Raw genomic sequence first — 15,539 nt, 5'->3', positions numbered from 1 at the left:
ACTTACTGCAGCAGCGGCCGCAGCGAGAATGCGTAATCGCGCAGCGTCGGCTGGTTTTTCAGCGTGTAACGGCGAAAATCGACGCCGAAGTTATCGGTGCCGGCCACCCGCTTCGCCAGATTCGCGGCCTGGGTTTCGTTGAGGCTGACGTACATCGTTAGCGTGCGGTCCTTACCACCGTGCTTGGCGAAATCCACACCGTTGTCGTAGTCGTGCAGCATCACCAGCGCCCACCCGCCCATGGTGAACTGGCCGCTGACCAATATTTCCAAGCGCCCGTCGATTCGCGCCTGCAACGCTTCTAGGCTGGAGTTGATGGCGGCGAAGTGAATGTCTTTACCCGGCACCAAACCAGACTCTTCAGCGGCCTGCATCGCACCAAAGGCCATGTCATCGCTCGCCGCCCACACCATGTTGATGCCGCGATAACGCGGCAACAGCGTGCGCGCCTGGTCATACGCGCGTTGGCGCTGCCATTCGCCGTACGCCAGCACTCGCAGGCGGACGTCCGGGTTCTCGGCCAGGGCTTTTTTCAACCCGCGCTCACGCAACTGGCTGGACGGCGTTTGCTTGATGCCGCCGAACGCCAACATTTCCAAGGGGCCATCCGGATGCCGCTCGCGGGCGCGCTGGATCAGGCTGGTGGCCAACATATAGCCGGCCTCGGCGTCGTTGGGCACCAGGCTGCCGATCCAATCGGGGTAGGTTTCTCGGCTGCTGCCGATCACGCGTTGCTGGTCGGGAGTCAGGGTGTTGCTGACGGCAAACAGCTTCACCCCGGAATCCTTGGCTAAGCGCAGAATTTCCGGGGCGGCGTATTGTTCGTTGATGAATAACAGGTAGTCGGGCTTGTGGTCGCCCTGCAGCACATCGCGTGCTTGCTCCAACATCAGGTCACGGTCGCGCTGGGCGTCGAGCACGGTTAACTGCATGCCCAGATCGCTGGCAGCGGCCTGCATGAACTTGACGTAGCCATCCCAGAATTCCTCACCGGTCTTGCCCGGGTTAAGAAACACCACGCTAGCTGCGTTGACGCAATTCCATGCGAGTAATCCCACTACCGCTACGACGGCGCGCACCAACCGCTTCAACTTCATGCACTCATGCTTGACCCAGCCGCGCAGTATACGCAGTTGTGTAGTGGCTATCTGTCACCACTTGTCAGCAAATGCTTACAAGCCTTATCGGCTTATCCCTACTGGTGGCTCACCCAGAACACCGCAGTAGATACCGCCAGCGCAATAAGAATGAGGATGGCCCAGGCGTCTACCACGCTGTCGCGGGTGTTCTCGAAGGGTTCGTGATTGGCGTGTTCGTCGTGGACGTGAGAATGGTCGGTCATGGCTGGCCCTGTTGTTGTGGTTTTGGGATGGTCCGCTTTGCAGTTAAGACCACCTCTGGCGCGCCGACAAACTAGCTACGCATCGCGGCGTGAACCGCGATGCGCTACAGGCTTACAACACTTCTTTAAGCAGATGCGCCATGGTGTGAAACGCCCGCGCGGAGACGGTGGGGTTGTACTTCATCATCGGCAGGTTGTCGGCGCTGGGGTCGGTGAACGAATGCACCGCGCCGCCGTAGCTGACCAACTGCCAATCCACGCCAGCGGCGTCCATTTCAGCCTCGAACGCCGGAAGCTGCTCTTTGGGCACCAACGGATCGGCCGCGCCGTGTAGCACCAGCACCTTGCCTTGGATGTTTTTCGCATCATCCGGGTTGGGCGTGTCCAGCGTGCCGTGGAACGACACCGCAGCCTTCACCGGTGCCCCTTCGCGGGCAAGCTCTAGGGCGCAGCAGCCGCCGAAACAGAAGCCGAACACCGCCAGCTTGTCGGCTGCCACGGGCGCGTGGGTTTGGCTTTGCAGGGTTTTCAGGCTGGCTTGCATACGGGTGCGCAGCAGAGCGCGGTCGTTTTTCAGCGGCATCATCGCGGCGGCGGCCTGCTCGTGGCCGTTGGGGCGCACGTCGGTGCCGTAAATATCCGCGACCAGCACTACGTATTCCGTGCCAGCGACCTTCTTCGCTAGTTCGATCGCGCCGTCGGTCACGCCCATCCAGTTTGGCGCTAGGAGCAGGCCGGGGCGCGCGTTGGTAACGCTGGCATCGAACACCAGTTGGCCTTCATAAGCGTGGCCGTCGATGGTGTAAGGCACGGGGATAACGCTGAAGTTGCTCATGCTTGGCTCCTTGGTTTCGGATTCGGTGTGGGATTCTGTGGGATTTCTGTAGGAGCGACTTTAGTCGCGATCCCTGGAAACGGTGATCGGCGGCAGATCGCAATCGCGGCTAAAGCCGCTCCTACAGGGAACGCGTCGGCCTAGACGCCCGCGTGCCTTGCCTTGTGTGGGAGCGACTTTAGTCGCGATCCCTGGAAACGGTGATCGGCGGCAGATCGCAATCGCGGCTAAAGCCGCTCCTACAGGGGATGCGTTCGCGTTGAGGCATGCGCCCAGCCTAAAAAACAAAACCCGCCGAAGCGGGTTTTGTTTTAGCGCCAGTGGTTAAACCGACAGCTCGACAAGCAGCTTGTTCAGCCGGCGAACATATGCGGCCGGGTCTTTCAGGCTGTCGCCGGCGGCCAGCGCCGCCTGGTCGAAGAGGATGTGCGACAGGTCGCCAAACCGCTCTTCGCTTTGCTCGTTGTCGAGTTTCTCGATCAGCGGGTGCGCCGGGTTGAATTCGAAGATGGGCTTCGAGTCCGGCACCTTCTGCCCGCTGGCTTCCAGAATCTGGCGCATTTGCAGCCCCAGGTCCTGTTCACCGATTGCCAGAATGGCTGGCGAGTCGGTGAGGCGGTGGGAAACCCGCACTTCGCTCACCTGGCTGCCCAGCGCGGCTTTCAGGCGTTCAACCAAGCCTTCTTTGGCCTTGGCCGCTTCTTCCTGGGTTTTCTTGTCTTCTTCCGAATCCAGGCTGCCCAGGTCGAGGTCGCCACGGGCCACGTCGACGAATTGCTTGCCGTCGAAGTCGGTGAGGTAGCTCATCAGCCACTCATCGATACGGTCGGTGAGCAGCAGCACTTCGATGCCTTTCTTGCGGAACACTTCGAGGTGCGGACTGTTTTTTACCTGGGCGTAGCTTTCGCCGGTGAGGTAGTAAATCTTGTCCTGGCCTTCCTTGACGCGGGTCAGGTAGTCGGCCAGGCCAACGCTCTGCTCGCCGCTGTCGTCGCTGGTAGAGGCGAAACGCAGCAGGCCGGCAATCTTCTCTTTATTGGCGAAGTCTTCCGCCGGACCTTCTTTGATCACCTGACCAAAGTTCTTCCAGAAGCCCTTGTATTGCTCAGGCTCGTTTTTCGCCAACTTCTCCAGCATGTCCAGCACGCGCTTGGTCAGCGCCGACTTCATGGAGTCGATGATCGGATCTTTCTGCAAGATTTCGCGCGATACGTTGAGCGACAGGTCGTTGGAATCGACCACACCCTTCACAAAGCGCAGGTACAGCGGCAGAAACTCGTCGGCCTGGTCCATCACAAACACGCGCTGCACGTACAGCTTCAAGCCTTTCGGCGCTTCGCGGTGGTACAGATCAAAGGGCGCGCGGCCCGGCACGTACAGCAGCGAGGTGTATTCCAGCTTGCCTTCGACCTTGTTATGGCTCCAGCTCAGCGGGTTCTCGAAGTCGTGGGCGACGTGTTTGTAGAACTCTTGGTACTCCTCGTCCTTCACCTCGGTGCGCGGACGGGTCCACAGCGCGCTGGCGCGGTTGACGGTTTCCCATTCAGTTTCCGCAGGCGCGTCTTCACCCTCCTGCTCTTTGGGCAACTCAATCGGCAGGGCGATGTGGTCGGAGTATTTCTTGATGATATTGCGCAAGCGCCAGCCATCGGCGAACTCGTTTTCGGCGGCCTTCAAGTGCAGAACAATGCGGGTGCCGCGTTCGGCTTTCTCAACGGTGGCAACTTCAAACTCGCCCTCGCCTTTGGACGTCCAGTGCACGCCTTCGCTGGCCGGTGCGCCGGCGCGACGGCTGAATACTTCAACCTGGTCGGCGACAATAAACGCCGAATAGAAGCCCACACCGAACTGGCCGATCAGGTGCGAATCTTTCTTCGCATCACCGGACAACTGCTTCATAAAGTCGGCGGTGCCGGACTTGGCAATGGTGCCCAGGTGGGTGATGGCGTCTTCGCGGCTCATGCCGATACCGTTGTCCTCAAGGGTCACGGTGTTGGCGGCCTTGTCGAAGCTGACCCGAATACGCAGCGCATCGCCGCCTTCCAGCAGCGCCGGGTTGGCCAGCGCTTCGAAACGCAGCTTGTCGGCGGCGTCGGAGGCGTTAGAGATCAACTCGCGAAGGAAGATTTCCTTGTTGGAATACAGCGAATGGATCATGAGGTGCAGCAGTTGCTTCACCTCGGTCTGGAAGCCCAGGGTTTCTTTTTGAGTTTCCACACTCATGGTCGTTTAACTCCAAGCAGATGGCACAAGCCGTTAACCGGCGATGACCAACAGATGGGGGCAACGACTTGGATTTCAAGTGGTTAGGTTGGAAGGGGTGTTGGGGCTATCGCGGCTACAGCCGCTCCTACAGGTTTCCGAACTCGCCACGATTGACGGAATGTTGGAAAGCCGTGGCTGGAGGTGCGCCTTACCTGTAGGAGCGGCTTTAGCCGCGATGGTTTTGGGCTGGGTGCATGACTTTAGACTCTGGATCCCCGCGTTCGCGAGGATGACGAAGTTGCTGATAAGGCCTCCGACATTCCCGCGAACGCGGCGGTGTTAGGGAGAACGGCAACCCAACCCAATCGCCCCCCTACGGCTCCAACAACTCAATCGACGTAATCTGCGCCGGCACCACCGAAAAACTCGCGCCGCCCTGCCCCTTCAAGTTGCGCTGCACCACAATCTGCCCGTCAGTATCGATGCCATTAAACCGACCCTCCACCATGCTGCCGCGCTCGGTGACGATGCGCATCTGCAAGTTCTGGTAGCGGCTCGGGTTGCTCTGCAAGCGCTCCAGACTGAACCGCACGCGGCGGTCCAGTGAGCTGGCCGGCGCAGCCGGAGCGCCCGCCAGCGCCGGTTTCTCGGCCGGCTCAGCGGCAACCGCCTTGGCCTTTTCTTCCACCTGATACCGATCACCCACCACAACCCAGCCCAGCGTCGGGCTTTTACGCAGCGCCACCGGCAATTGCTGCGTCTGTCCATCAATCTGCGCCTCTACCGCCAGACTCATGGTCGACGCCGGAAAATTCACCACAGGCAAAATGCCCAGCTCAACACGCTGGGTGGCGTAGCGCCGTTTCAGGTAGTCGGTGATCACGTATTCCAGCGTTTCCCGCGAGTCGTAGCGGGTGTCGACCTTGTTGTCTGCATAGCGCAGGTGGTCGGTAAACAGCTCTACCGTACCGCTCAGGGTGGTTTTGAACTGCGGCGGCAACACCAGGTGGAAGTCGCCCGCCAGCTTGTTTGGGCCTTGCGGCTCGAGCTTCAAATGCAGGGTGTAGGAATGGTTCAGGCGGCGCGCTTCGGGCAATTCCTGTTCGGGCAGCAGCCAGCTCAGTTGCACTTCCGGCAAGTTGCCGGTGTCTTGCGGCAGCACATCCACGCGCACCGGGGCGTTGCCGGCTTTGGCCAGGTTGGGCATGCGGATGGTGACTTCGCGGCGGGCAAAAATGTCTTCGCCTTCGCGCAGGCTCAGCACGCCGTCAATTAACTCGCCTTGCTGGGGCGCGAACGGTTGGCCGTTAAGGCTACCGCGCAGGTGAATCGCCAACTCCGCCGGCGCCTGCGCCGGCGTGCGCGCCCAGTCCAGGCTGAGAATGGCCTGCAAACGCTGGGTATCCTGATTGGCCAGCAGCGTGAGCCCGACAATCAGCGGAATAAACCCCAGGCCACTGAGCATCACCGCCTTGCGCGCCACGCGCCAATGTCGCAGCACGAAGGCCAGGGTCAGCGGCGGCAACAGGCTGCCCAGGCCCCACAGCAAACTGACGTCAAACGCCAGAATCACCAACCACACCAGACCGACCAGAATCAGCAGCAACCCGCCGAGGATCAGCAACGCATCCATCTACACATCCTTATCCAGTTGGCCCGCCCGCAAACACCTTCAGCAACCGCGCGGTTATGGCTCATCTACCTTGAAGTGCGCGCGTGCCGTGGCAATCGGTTCACTGCGCGTGGTTTGCCAGGCAGTAATCGCCACGTTCGCCACGCGCCGGCCCTGGCGCCACACCTGGCACGAGGCGAAGGTGTCACGATAGTGACCGGCGCGTAGGTAATCTATCGAGAAGTCGATGATTTTCGGAAAGTGCGGCGTGCCCATGAACATCAGCAAATGCAGCATGGCGCTGTGCTCCATAAAGCCCGCAATCACGCCGCCATGAATGGCCGGCAGAATCGGGTTGCCAATGCTGTCTTTGTTCGCCGGAATGCGGAACACCATGTCATCGCCCAGGCGCAGGCACTCAATGCCCAGCAGCTTGGCGTACGGCGTCAGTTCCAGCAGCTCGTCGTAGTTATTGCTCTGGTGCGCGGCCTGCACCACTTGGCTCAGGTCTAGCGGCGGCAAGGTGTTCTCGCTCATGCCTGACCTCCATCAATCGCGCCCTTCAATTGCTCAGGCTTGAGCGCCGAGCTTTTCAACGCCGTGTCGCCCTGCGGGCCTTTGCCCATGCGCATAAAGGTGCCGACCACATTGGCGATGGGCTGCGAGGGGTCGTCCTGATAGGCGTAGCCGCGAGTAAAAATGATATTGGGCGTAACGCGATAGCACTCGGCCACGCCGAACACGTCTTTATTGGGCTCGGCGGGGCGCATGTAATCGATGCGCAGGTCCAGCGTCGGGCAGATTTCGAAGTCCGGCAGCACGCAGATGGTGGAAATGCCGCAGGTGGTGTCCATCAGCGTGGTGATGGCGCCGCCATGAATCACGCCGGTTTCCGGGTTGCCGATAATTTGGCGGCTATACGGCAAACGCAGCGTCAGGCGCTCGCTGTCGATGGCATGCACGGTCAGCCCCAACACCTGACAGTGGCGCAACGCCGAGAGAAAGCGCTGAGCGCGCTCTAGAATCAGGCTATTGCTCATGTTCAAGGCCTATCTCATTGATCCATAAGGGCCGCATCATACCTGTCCCGACTTAGGTTTGAAGCCAGGTAGCCATTTTGGTTGGAACTTCGCGCAGCAGGTCACGCTCCAAAAACGCAGCGATGAGAAAAATCGCCCCAATAAAGCGAAAAAGGACCCGAGCCCATGAAAAACCCAATTGCCTACGCCCTGCTGCTTGCCGCCACCATGACCCTGGCCGCCTGCGACAACACCCCAGAAGACAAAATGGAATCCGCCCGCGAATCGGCCCAAGACTCCGCCGAATCCGCACAAGACGCCGCCAACAAAACTGGCCAGGCCATCGAGCAAAAAGCTGAAGAAGCACACGACGAAGCCACCAAGTAATCGCTTCCCCGTGACAAAAACCGGAGCCACAAGCTCCGGTTTTTTTATGCCTGAAATTCAGCGCATCGCCGGGCCATACATAAATCGGCCCCCCCCCCCGCTCGCGGGAGAGGGCTGGGGTGAGGGCAACATTCTCCGCCCCATCGAAAACTCTGCATCCCCGCCTTCGCGGGGGTGACGGACGTTTTACTAGAGCACACTGCCATTGCTCCAATGCTGCTACCGTTCGCCCCGCCTGTTTTCAGAACTCAAACCCATGAAACGCCAACGCCCTCCGCGCCTGCTCTCCTCGCCCCCTGCGCCGGCCACCCCGCCCGTGCACCCGGACATCTGGCTTGCCGACGAAGGCCCGGACATCGGCGCCGCCAACGGTGCGGCGACGCTCGCGTTCATCTTTGTATTGGTGGTCACGTTGCCGGTATACGGCCTGGCCCTACTCTTGATCACCGCCGTCGAAGCGGCGAAAGGTATTCCGCTTTCCTATGCACAAAGCCACGGACCCGACGCTTTTGGTGCCGCTACTGGGCACAGCACTACTGGCGGCGGGGTTGCTGCGCTGGGGCGCTTCTTCGCAGAAAGTGCTGAGACTTGCGTTCGACGGCCCGCAACAGGTACTACGCGCCACCGTGCGGCGGCCGCTGCGCAAGCCGGTTGAATGGTGCGTACCGTTCGCGGATATCCACAGCGTCACGCCTTACGTGATGGCCAGTTACGACAGGCATGGGCATTTCCACCTGACCTTTAAAGCGCCGAACGGCAAATGGATAACGCACCAGTTTGGCTGGCACATGCCACTTGAGGAGGTGGACTTTCACGCGGCGTGGTTGCGCGGGTTTATTGGCGAGCGCATGCAGGACGTGTTGAATCTGGATTCGTGACGGGAAGAGCCGGAAGCCGCTTGCGAAAATCACCTCTGGCCCTGTAGGAGAGGCTTTAGCCTCGATGCTTTTTTGGATCAAAAGAATCGCGGCTAAAGCCGCTCCCACAGAAGTCTGTAGCGGCTTCAGCCGCGATCCCTGCAAACGGTACTTAGCGCTTTTTCTTCTTTTTGACCTTGCCGCCCATGGCCTTCAAGCGCACCTGCGCTTCAGCCAGCACGTCGCGTTTCTCAGGCTTGTCCATTTTCTTCCAGGCTTTGATTTCATCCTTGCTGCGCCCACAGCCAATACAAATCCGTTCTTCGAATTCGCACACACTGATGCAAGGATTCTTGGGATCGCCCATTCGGTAATCGCTCAGTCTCGGGAATATTCCTGCTCTTCTCGGATCGCGCGTGCCAGCGCTTCTTCTTCGCTTTCTTCTTCGGGCTCCGGCGTGAACGCCGCCGGCGGCGTTACCACCTGCGTGGCGACTTTATGGCGCAGCACTTCCAGGGCCTCTTCCGCCGACATCGGCTCTTCGACTTCGTCGTCTTCAGCCAGCGCCATATCGGCGCGCGCTTGCAGGCTTTCGGGTACCGGTGGGTCGTAGTCGTCGGGCAAATCGTCGAAGTCGGTTTTCAGACCTTGTTCCATCGAGTCCAGTTCGGCCAGCAGGCTGCCGAAGCTTTTCTCTTCGCTCGGCGCCGGTGCCGTGCCCTCTTCGCCTTCGCCGGCCATGTCGGCGCGGGCTTGCAGGCCCTCGGGTACGGGCAGGTCGTCGGTGTCGAAGCCGAGCATGGGGTCGGGTTCGAGTTCGCGCAGGGCGGCGAGCGGCGGCAGTTCGTCGAGATTTTTCAGGTTGAAGTGGTCGAGAAACTGCTTGGTGGTGGCGAACATGGCCGGTTTGCCGGGCACGTCGCGGTAGCCGACGACGCGGATCCATTCACGCTCGAGCAGGGTTTTGACGATCTGGCTGTTTACGGCCACGCCGCGGATGTCTTCGATTTCGCCACGGGTGATCGGTTGGCGGTAGGCAACCAACGCCAGGGTTTCAAGCATGGCGCGCGAATAGCGTTGTGGGCGTTCTTCCCACAAGCGGCCGACCCACGGCGCGTAGATTTCGCGCACTTGCAGGCGGTAGCCGGTGGCCACTTCCTTGAGTTCAAAGGCGCGGCCCGAGCAGGATTTTTCCAGAAGCGTGAGGGCTTTTTTGAACACGGTAGGTTCGGGCCGCTCGGCTTCTTCGAACAGTTCGTACAGGCGCTCCAGCGACTGCGGTTTGCCGCTGGCGAGCAGGAAGGCTTCGAGCAAGGAGGCCAGTTCTTTGGGTTCGTTGAGGTTCATGCTTGGTCCAGTCTCACTCTGCACGCGCACGCACGTGAATCGGCCCGAAAGATTCGTTTTGCACGAGCTCCACAAGCTGTTCTTTGATCAATTCCAGCACGGCCATAAAGGTCACGACCACGCCCAGCTTGCCTTCCTCGGCCAGGAATAGGCTCACGAAAGGCACGAAGCCGGCGCCTTTGAGGCGTTCCAGCACTTCGCTCATGCGCTCGCGGGTAGACAGCGCTTCGCGGGTGACTTGGTGGCTTTCGAACATGTCGGCGCGGCGCAGCACTTCGGCCATGGACAGCAGCAGTTCTTCCAGGCTGACGTCGGGCAGCAGTTTGCGGGCGCGCGCTTCGGGGGCGTCGAGGCGCGGCACGGTGAGGTCGCGGCCCACGCGGGTGAGCTGGTCGATGCCTTCGGCGGCGGCTTTGTAGCGTTCGTATTCTTGCAGGCGGCGAATCAGCTCGGCGCGCGGGTCGTCTTCTTCTTCCTCGGCTTCGCTGGAGCGCGGCAGCAGCATGCGCGATTTGATTTCGGCGAGCATGGCGGCCATTACCAGGTACTCGGCGGCCAGCTCCAGGCGCACGGACTGCATGAGTTCGACGTAGCCCATGTATTGCCGGGTGATTTCAGCGACCGGGATGTCGAGCACGTCGATGTTCTGTTTGCGGATCAGGTACAGCAGCAGGTCGAGCGGGCCTTCGAAGGCTTCGAGGAACACTTCCAGGGCGTCGGGCGGAATGTACAGGTCCACCGGCATTTCGGTGACGGCTTTGCCGTAGACCAGGGCGAAGGGCAGCTCTTGCTGGGCGCCGGCCTGGCTGTCGACTTCGCTGGGGGTGGTGTCCTGCATAGATTCCTTAAAGCGTGCTGGGGGCGGCGGGTTAACGGTAATTCAAACCCATGGCGGCGCGCACTTCTACCAGAGTTTCGCGGGCTTCGTCACGAGCACGCTCGGCACCTTCGGCGAGAATATTGCGCACCAGCTCGGGGCTGTCCTGGTAGTCCAGTGCGCGCAGTTGCAGCGGCTTCAGTTCGGCTTTTACCGCTTCGATTACCGGGCCTTTGCAGTCGAGGCAGCCAATGCCAGCGCTGCGGCAACCCTGTTGGGCCCAGTATTGGGTGGGCTCGTCGGAGTAGATTTCATGTAACTGCCACACCGGGCAGCGCGTGGGTTCGCCGGGGTCGTCGCGGTGCACGCGCGCCGGGTCGGTGGGCATGCGCCGCAGCTTGTCTTCGATCTCGGCTGCCGTGTCGCGCAGGTAAATGGCGTTGCTGTTGCCGCCCTTGAGTGGCGAGGTGGCCATTTTTCCGCCGTCCAGCCCGGTCATGCGCGGCGCCGCGCTGAGCAGGGCTTGGGGTTCGGGCAGCAGCACTTTGCCGCCGCCTTCGAGGTAGCCGTACAGGCGCTCTTTGTCGCCGAAGGTGATGCTTTGCACTTCTTTGAGCAGCGCGCGGGCGGTGTCCAGGGCTTCGCTGTCGCCCTGTTCCTGATAGGCCTTGCGCAGGCTGTTGTAGAGCTTGGCGGTCTTTTTGCCGAGTCGCAAAATAGCGGCTTCGGCTTTGGCTTCGAAGCCTGGCTCACGGCCGTATAAATGATTGAAACGCCGCGCCACTTCGCGGGCGAATTCCACGTGGGGCAACTGGTCGGCGCCCACCGGCACCAGGCCGGCGCGGTACAGCAGAATGTCGGCGGCTTGCAGCAGCGGGTAGCCGAGAAAGCCGTAGGTGCCGAGGTCTTTGTGGTGCAGTTGGTCTTGCTGCTCTTTATAGGACGGCACGCGTTCGAGCCAGCTCAGCGGACAAATCATCGAGAGCAGCACATGCAGTTCGGCGTGTTCGGGCACTTGCGATTGAATGAACATGTTCGCCGAGCTGGGGCTGACGCCAGCGGCCAGCCAGTCGACGGCCATGTCTTGAACGTGTTCGGCGATCTGGCCGACTTCGTCGTAGTGAGTGGTGAGCGCGTGCCAGTCGACGATGCAGAAAAAGCAGTCGTACTCGTGCTGCAGCTTCACCCAGTTTTTAAGAACGCCGTGGTAGTGGCCCAGGTGCAGGCGGCCGCTGGGACGCATGCCAGACAGTACGCGGCGTTGGGCATCGATCACGCTCAAGCGACAGTTTCCGTCGACATTCAGGCATCGGCCTCGAAGGGCGTGGGGTCTCCGCAGCCGACGCGTACCAGCACCACTTCGTCATCGACCAGGCTCACCACGGTGGAGGCTTCCATCCCGCCGAAGCCGCCGTCGATGATCAGGTCCACCTGATGTTCGAGGATCTGGCGCATTTCGTAGGGGTCGCTCATGGGCTCTTTTTCGCCGGGCAGTATGAGGCTGGTGCTCATCAGCGGCTCGCCAAGCTCTTCCAGCAGCGCTTGGGCGATGGGATGGCTCGGCACGCGCAGGCCGATGGTGCGGCGCTTGGGGTGCAGCAGCATGCGCGGCACTTCACGGGTGGCGTTAAGAATGAAGGTGTACGGCCCCGGCGTGTGGCCTTTGAGCAGGCGGAAGGCGCCAGTGTCGACCTTGGCGAACAGGCCCAGCTGCGACAGGTCGCGGCACACGAGGGTGAAGTTGTGCTTGTCGTCGAGCTGGCGCAGGCGGCGGATGCGCTCGACGGCCGTTTTGTCGCCGATATGGCAACCCACGGCGTAGGACGAGTCGGTGGGATACACGACCACGCCGCCGGCCTTGATGATTTCGACCGCTTGCTTGATCAGCCGCGCTTGCGGGTTTTCCGGATGCACCTGGAAGAATTGACTCACGGGAGCTCTCTTATCTAAGGCCAGCGGCTCAGCCGGCAGCAGCGTGTTGGACATGATCAAACCGCAACCACAAAGGCGCGAGGTCGTCGGGCAACGGGCGGTACATGCCCAGTTCCGACCAGTCTCCCGGCGCGTGGAAGTCACTGCCGACGCTGGCCAGCAGACCAAATTCACGAGCAAGAATTGCCAGGCCGCCGATCTGCTCGGCCGGCTGCATACCGTTCACCACTTCCAGCGCCTGACCGCCGGCGGCGACGAAGTCGATTACCAGTTTGCGGCGTTTGCTGCGGGTGAAGTCGTATTGCCAGGCGTGGGCCAGGCTGACCCATGCGCCGGCTTCGCGCAGGGTGCCGACGGCTTGTTCGAGCGTTGGCCAGTGCTGTTTGACGTCGCCGAGCTTGCCCGACCCCAGCCATTTGCGGAACGCTTCGCCGCGATCTTTAACGTAGCCGGCGCGCACCAGAAAGTCGGCGAAGTGCGGGCGCGCCGGGGCGTTGCCGCTGTCGCCGAGTTCTTGCTGAATGGCGCGGGCGCCGTCCAGTGAACCGGGCATGCCTTTGAGGGCCAGGCGCCGGTCGATTTCTTCGGCGCGTAACCAACGGCCGCTGTGCAGGTCGGAGATGGCTTGAACCAGTGCAGGAGCATCAGCAGCAAAACCGTAACCGAGCACATGAATCGTCGCGCCGCCCCAGGTGCACGACAGCTCGATGCCGTTGACCAGTTGCATATCCAGTTTGGTGGCGGCGGCGCGGGCTTCGTCGAGGCCTTCGAGGGTGTCGTGGTCGGTCAGGGCCAGAACCCGCACGCCGCGCTCATGGGCGCGGGCGACCACCACGGCGGGCGCGAGGGCGCCGTCGGAAGCGGTGCTATGGCAGTGCAGGTCTACAGTCATCAATCAGAATCTCGGTCATTGGCCACTGTTTGCTATAGATCGTTCAGGCGGCAAACAGTTAGTACGAAAAAAACCGCGCGGCGGCACAAAGTCTGCGCCCCTGCGCCTAGCTCTACGGTTCGGGTTTGTTATTATGCCGGCACATCCAGCTTCTGGCTTGCCACTGTGAAACAATTCCTCGACTTCATCCCGCTCATCCTGTTTTTCGTTGTTTTCAAGCTTGAACCCCGCGCCATCGACCTCTTCGGTCATACCTATATGCTAGGCGGTATTTTCAGCGCCACCGCCGTGTTGATCGCCAGTTCCGTGGTGGTTTACGGCATTTTCTTCATCGTTCAACGCCGCCTTGAGAAAAGCCAATGGCTGACGCTAATCGCCTGCCTGGTGTTCGGCAGCCTGACGCTGGCCTTCCACAGCGAAACCTTCCTTAAATGGAAAGCGCCGGTGGTGAGCTGGCTGTTCGCCCTGGCGTTCCTGGGCAGCCATTTCATCGGCGACAAGCCGCTGATACAACGCATGATGGGCCACGCCGTGAGCCTGCCGGAGCCGATTTGGGTACGCCTGAACATCGCCTGGATCGTGTTTTTTATCGTCAGCGGCTCGGCTAACCTGTTTGTCGCCTTTACCTTCCCGAGCATTTGGGTGGACTTCAAAGTATTCGGCAGCCTGGCCATGACCGTGCTGTTCCTGATCGGCCAGGGCATATTCCTGGCGCGCCATATCCACGATGGCGACACTGACGCCGCCACGCCCAAGACTAAGGACTGACATGCTCTACGCGATCATTTCCACCGACGTAGCCAACTCCCTGGAAAAACGCCTGGCCGCCCGCCCCGCTCACCTCGCGCGCCTGGAACAACTGAAAACTGAAGGCCGCCTGGTACTCGCCGGCCCGCACCCGGCGGTAGACAGCACCGACCCCGGCGCCGCCGGTTTCAGCGGTAGCCTGGTGGTGGCCGAGTTCGAGTCGCTGATCGCCGCGCAAAGCTGGGCCGACGCCGACCCGTACAGCGCCGCCGGCGTGTACGCCAACGTAATCGTCAAACCGTTCAAGCTGGTACTGCCGTAACCCCCCAGGCAACCGTTGCCCTCAACGTTACTAAGGAAAGTCGATGCGCCAAGGCCCTGTGTTCCTGTTGTTCGCTGCATCGTTGTTGATTGCCAACGCTTACGCCGAAGAAGCCGCACCCGCCCAGACGCCGGCGGTTAATGAACAGGTGCAGTTGCAGGGCCAGGTCGACAGCCTTGAGCAACGTCTGGCTGAAAGCGAACGGTTGCGCGGCGAGTTGACCACTGAAATGCAAGGCAGCGCCGAGTCGCGGGAAAGCGCGCTGGTAAGCCGCCTGCGTCAGGAAAACCACCGCCTGAAATTGCAGCTCAAACAAGCGCAGGCCAGTCAGCAAGCACCGCTATTCAGTGAAGAACAAACCTGGTTCGCCGTGGGCGCAGCGGTCACGCTGGTGGCCTTGTTATGCGGCGCCTTGTTGCGCGGCAGACGCAAAACCCGTCGCGAATGGACCAACTGAACCGCCTGATCCGAGTTAAACGCCGCCTATGTCAACTCTCCTACTGATCGACGATGACGTGGAACTGTGCGAGCTGCTGAGCAGCTGGCTGGGCCAGGAAGGCTTTCAAGTACGCGCTTGTCACGACGGTCGCAGCGCGCGCTCGGCATTAATGACCGAGTCGCCCGCCGCCGTGGTGCTCGACGTGATGCTGCCAGACGGCAGCGGTTTGGAATTGCTCAAGCAACTGCGCAGCGAACACCCGGATTTGCCCGTGGTGATGCTCTCGGCCCGAGGCGAACCGCTGGACCGCATTCTTGGCCTAGAACTGGGCGCTGACGATTACCTGGCCAAACCCTGCGACCCCCGCGAACTCACGGCCCGCCTGCGCGCCGTCATGCGCCGCAGCGTGCCGGTGGCCACGCCCAGCCAGCTGGAACTGGGCGACCTGGTCTTCAGCCCGGTGCGTGGCTCGGTGACGATTGCCGGGCATGACGTGGTGCTCACCGTGTCCGAAAGCCGCCTGCTCGAAGCCCTGCTGCGCCAGCCTGGCGAGCCGGTCGACAAACAGGAACTCGCGCAGTTGGCCCTGGGCCGCAAGCTCACCTTGTACGACCGCAGCCTGGACATGCACGTGAGCAACCTGCGCAAGAAAATCGGTCCGCACACCGACGGCCGCCCGCGCATTCTGGCGCTGCGCAGTCGCGGGTATTACTACAGCGCGTGAGCTGTTGCGCCCTTTGGTGGGGGTGGGTTCGGCCGCGATGCTGTCTGCACCCGAAAAGCATC

At 61.2% G+C, this 15,539-nt stretch carries 19 protein-coding genes; 6 read left to right on the top strand and 13 right to left on the bottom strand.

What is annotated here, in order from left to right; all coding sequences use genetic code 11:
- Positions 1-2: 2 nt before the first annotated feature.
- From ACZZZU_RS01775 to ACZZZU_RS01745, 7 genes are all read right to left on the bottom strand, one after another.
- Positions 3-1,091: an ABC transporter substrate-binding protein gene (locus tag ACZZZU_RS01775; RefSeq protein ID WP_463552087.1), complete on the bottom strand. Its 1,089-nt coding sequence runs from the start codon at positions 1,089-1,091 to the stop codon at positions 3-5.
- Positions 1,092-1,195: 104 nt separating this feature from the next.
- A complete protein-coding gene (locus ACZZZU_RS01770) occupies positions 1,196-1,342 on the bottom strand; it encodes a hypothetical protein (RefSeq protein ID WP_163016638.1) in 147 nt (48 codons plus the stop codon).
- A 112-nt stretch (positions 1,343-1,454) separates the two neighbouring features.
- A complete protein-coding gene (locus ACZZZU_RS01765; protein ID WP_463549543.1) occupies positions 1,455-2,177 on the bottom strand; it encodes a dienelactone hydrolase family protein in 723 nt (240 codons plus the stop codon).
- Between the two features lie 324 nt (positions 2,178-2,501).
- Complete coding sequence (htpG, locus tag ACZZZU_RS01760) at positions 2,502-4,400, bottom strand: molecular chaperone HtpG (protein ID WP_122495634.1); 1,899 nt, start codon at positions 4,398-4,400, stop codon at positions 2,502-2,504.
- Positions 4,401-4,755: 355 nt separating this feature from the next.
- Entirely contained in the window at positions 4,756-6,015 is a 1,260-nt protein-coding gene (locus ACZZZU_RS01755; protein ID WP_463549542.1) for an MFS transporter, read from the bottom strand.
- A gap of 54 nt (positions 6,016-6,069) precedes the next feature.
- A complete protein-coding gene (locus ACZZZU_RS01750; RefSeq protein WP_122495630.1) occupies positions 6,070-6,531 on the bottom strand; it encodes a PaaI family thioesterase in 462 nt (153 codons plus the stop codon).
- Complete coding sequence (locus ACZZZU_RS01745) at positions 6,528-7,034, bottom strand: PaaI family thioesterase (protein ID WP_122453830.1); 507 nt, start codon at positions 7,032-7,034, stop codon at positions 6,528-6,530. The genes ACZZZU_RS01750 and ACZZZU_RS01745 overlap by 4 nt, the downstream gene beginning before the upstream one ends.
- A gap of 165 nt (positions 7,035-7,199) precedes the next feature.
- On the opposite strand from ACZZZU_RS01745, the gene ACZZZU_RS01740 reads away from it, so the two are divergent.
- Together ACZZZU_RS01740 and ACZZZU_RS01735 are read left to right on the top strand one after the other, a co-directional pair.
- Positions 7,200-7,400, top strand: a complete 201-nt coding sequence (locus ACZZZU_RS01740) for a hypothetical protein (protein ID WP_122495628.1) — start codon at positions 7,200-7,202, stop codon at positions 7,398-7,400.
- A 482-nt stretch (positions 7,401-7,882) separates the two neighbouring features.
- Complete coding sequence (locus tag ACZZZU_RS01735) at positions 7,883-8,278, top strand: hypothetical protein (protein ID WP_463549541.1); 396 nt, start codon at positions 7,883-7,885, stop codon at positions 8,276-8,278.
- Positions 8,279-8,429: 151 nt separating this feature from the next.
- Here the strand turns inward: ACZZZU_RS01735 and ACZZZU_RS01730 are convergent, their stop codons facing one another.
- The 6 genes from ACZZZU_RS01730 to ACZZZU_RS01705 all read right to left on the bottom strand — a co-directional run bounded on the left by ACZZZU_RS01730 (position 8,430) and on the right by ACZZZU_RS01705 (position 13,245).
- Complete coding sequence (locus ACZZZU_RS01730) at positions 8,430-8,624, bottom strand: DUF1289 domain-containing protein (protein ID WP_463549540.1); 195 nt, start codon at positions 8,622-8,624, stop codon at positions 8,430-8,432.
- An 11-nt stretch (positions 8,625-8,635) separates the two neighbouring features.
- Positions 8,636-9,604, bottom strand: coding sequence for an SMC-Scp complex subunit ScpB (gene scpB, locus ACZZZU_RS01725; protein ID WP_463549539.1), 969 nt, complete (start codon positions 9,602-9,604; stop codon positions 8,636-8,638).
- A 13-nt stretch (positions 9,605-9,617) separates the two neighbouring features.
- Complete coding sequence (locus tag ACZZZU_RS01720) at positions 9,618-10,316, bottom strand: segregation and condensation protein A (protein ID WP_463384705.1); 699 nt, start codon at positions 10,314-10,316, stop codon at positions 9,618-9,620.
- Positions 10,317-10,473: 157 nt separating this feature from the next.
- Positions 10,474-11,703, bottom strand: a complete 1,230-nt coding sequence (locus ACZZZU_RS01715) for a tryptophan--tRNA ligase (RefSeq protein WP_463549538.1) — start codon at positions 11,701-11,703, stop codon at positions 10,474-10,476.
- Positions 11,704-11,723: 20 nt separating this feature from the next.
- Entirely contained in the window at positions 11,724-12,353 is a 630-nt protein-coding gene (locus ACZZZU_RS01710) for an L-threonylcarbamoyladenylate synthase (RefSeq protein WP_122496530.1), read from the bottom strand.
- A gap of 28 nt (positions 12,354-12,381) precedes the next feature.
- Positions 12,382-13,245 carry a PHP domain-containing protein gene (locus ACZZZU_RS01705; protein WP_463549537.1) on the bottom strand — a complete coding sequence of 288 codons (864 nt, stop codon included), beginning with the start codon at positions 13,243-13,245 and terminating at the stop codon, positions 12,382-12,384.
- A 165-nt stretch (positions 13,246-13,410) separates the two neighbouring features.
- On the opposite strand from ACZZZU_RS01705, the gene ACZZZU_RS01700 reads away from it, so the two are divergent.
- The 4 genes from ACZZZU_RS01700 to ACZZZU_RS01685 are packed head-to-tail and all read left to right on the top strand — an operon-like array spanning position 13,411 to position 15,477.
- The gene (locus tag ACZZZU_RS01700) at positions 13,411-14,013 is read left to right on the top strand and encodes a septation protein A (RefSeq protein ID WP_463549536.1); all 603 of its coding nucleotides are present in this window, start codon (positions 13,411-13,413) and stop codon (positions 14,011-14,013) included.
- A 1-nt stretch (position 14,014) separates the two neighbouring features.
- Entirely contained in the window at positions 14,015-14,314 is a 300-nt protein-coding gene (locus tag ACZZZU_RS01695) for a YciI family protein (RefSeq protein ID WP_122453642.1), read from the top strand.
- A gap of 43 nt (positions 14,315-14,357) precedes the next feature.
- Positions 14,358-14,771, top strand: coding sequence for a hypothetical protein (locus ACZZZU_RS01690; RefSeq protein WP_463549535.1), 414 nt, complete (start codon positions 14,358-14,360; stop codon positions 14,769-14,771).
- 28 nt (positions 14,772-14,799) lie between these two features.
- Positions 14,800-15,477, top strand: coding sequence for a response regulator transcription factor (locus ACZZZU_RS01685; RefSeq protein WP_122453640.1), 678 nt, complete (start codon positions 14,800-14,802; stop codon positions 15,475-15,477).
- Positions 15,478-15,539 lie beyond the last annotated feature (62 nt).

It is taken from the genome of Pseudomonas sp. AC136 (assembly GCF_979258585.1).
Note: the sequence above shows the minus strand (reverse complement) of the source record. Positions and strands in the feature narration are given on the sequence as shown.

Coding starts and splice junctions, on each gene's coding strand:
- scpB (WP_463549539.1), bottom strand. CDS start 9,604: ATGAACCTCAACGAACCCAAAGAACTGGCCTCCTTGCTCGAAGCCTTC.
- ACZZZU_RS01695 (WP_122453642.1), top strand. CDS start 14,015: ATGCTCTACGCGATCATTTCCACCGACGTAGCCAACTCCCTGGAAAAA.
- ACZZZU_RS01740 (WP_122495628.1), top strand. CDS start 7,200: ATGAAAAACCCAATTGCCTACGCCCTGCTGCTTGCCGCCACCATGACC.
- ACZZZU_RS01730 (WP_463549540.1), bottom strand. CDS start 8,624: ATGGGCGATCCCAAGAATCCTTGCATCAGTGTGTGCGAATTCGAAGAA.
- ACZZZU_RS01685 (WP_122453640.1), top strand. CDS start 14,800: ATGTCAACTCTCCTACTGATCGACGATGACGTGGAACTGTGCGAGCTG.
- ACZZZU_RS01690 (WP_463549535.1), top strand. CDS start 14,358: ATGCGCCAAGGCCCTGTGTTCCTGTTGTTCGCTGCATCGTTGTTGATT.
- ACZZZU_RS01735 (WP_463549541.1), top strand. CDS start 7,883: ATGCACAAAGCCACGGACCCGACGCTTTTGGTGCCGCTACTGGGCACA.
- ACZZZU_RS01705 (WP_463549537.1), bottom strand. CDS start 13,245: ATGACTGTAGACCTGCACTGCCATAGCACCGCTTCCGACGGCGCCCTC.
- ACZZZU_RS01765 (WP_463549543.1), bottom strand. CDS start 2,177: ATGAGCAACTTCAGCGTTATCCCCGTGCCTTACACCATCGACGGCCAC.
- ACZZZU_RS01745 (WP_122453830.1), bottom strand. CDS start 7,034: ATGAGCAATAGCCTGATTCTAGAGCGCGCTCAGCGCTTTCTCTCGGCG.
- ACZZZU_RS01750 (WP_122495630.1), bottom strand. CDS start 6,531: ATGAGCGAGAACACCTTGCCGCCGCTAGACCTGAGCCAAGTGGTGCAG.
- htpG (WP_122495634.1), bottom strand. CDS start 4,400: ATGAGTGTGGAAACTCAAAAAGAAACCCTGGGCTTCCAGACCGAGGTG.
- ACZZZU_RS01755 (WP_463549542.1), bottom strand. CDS start 6,015: ATGGATGCGTTGCTGATCCTCGGCGGGTTGCTGCTGATTCTGGTCGGT.
- ACZZZU_RS01770 (WP_163016638.1), bottom strand. CDS start 1,342: ATGACCGACCATTCTCACGTCCACGACGAACACGCCAATCACGAACCC.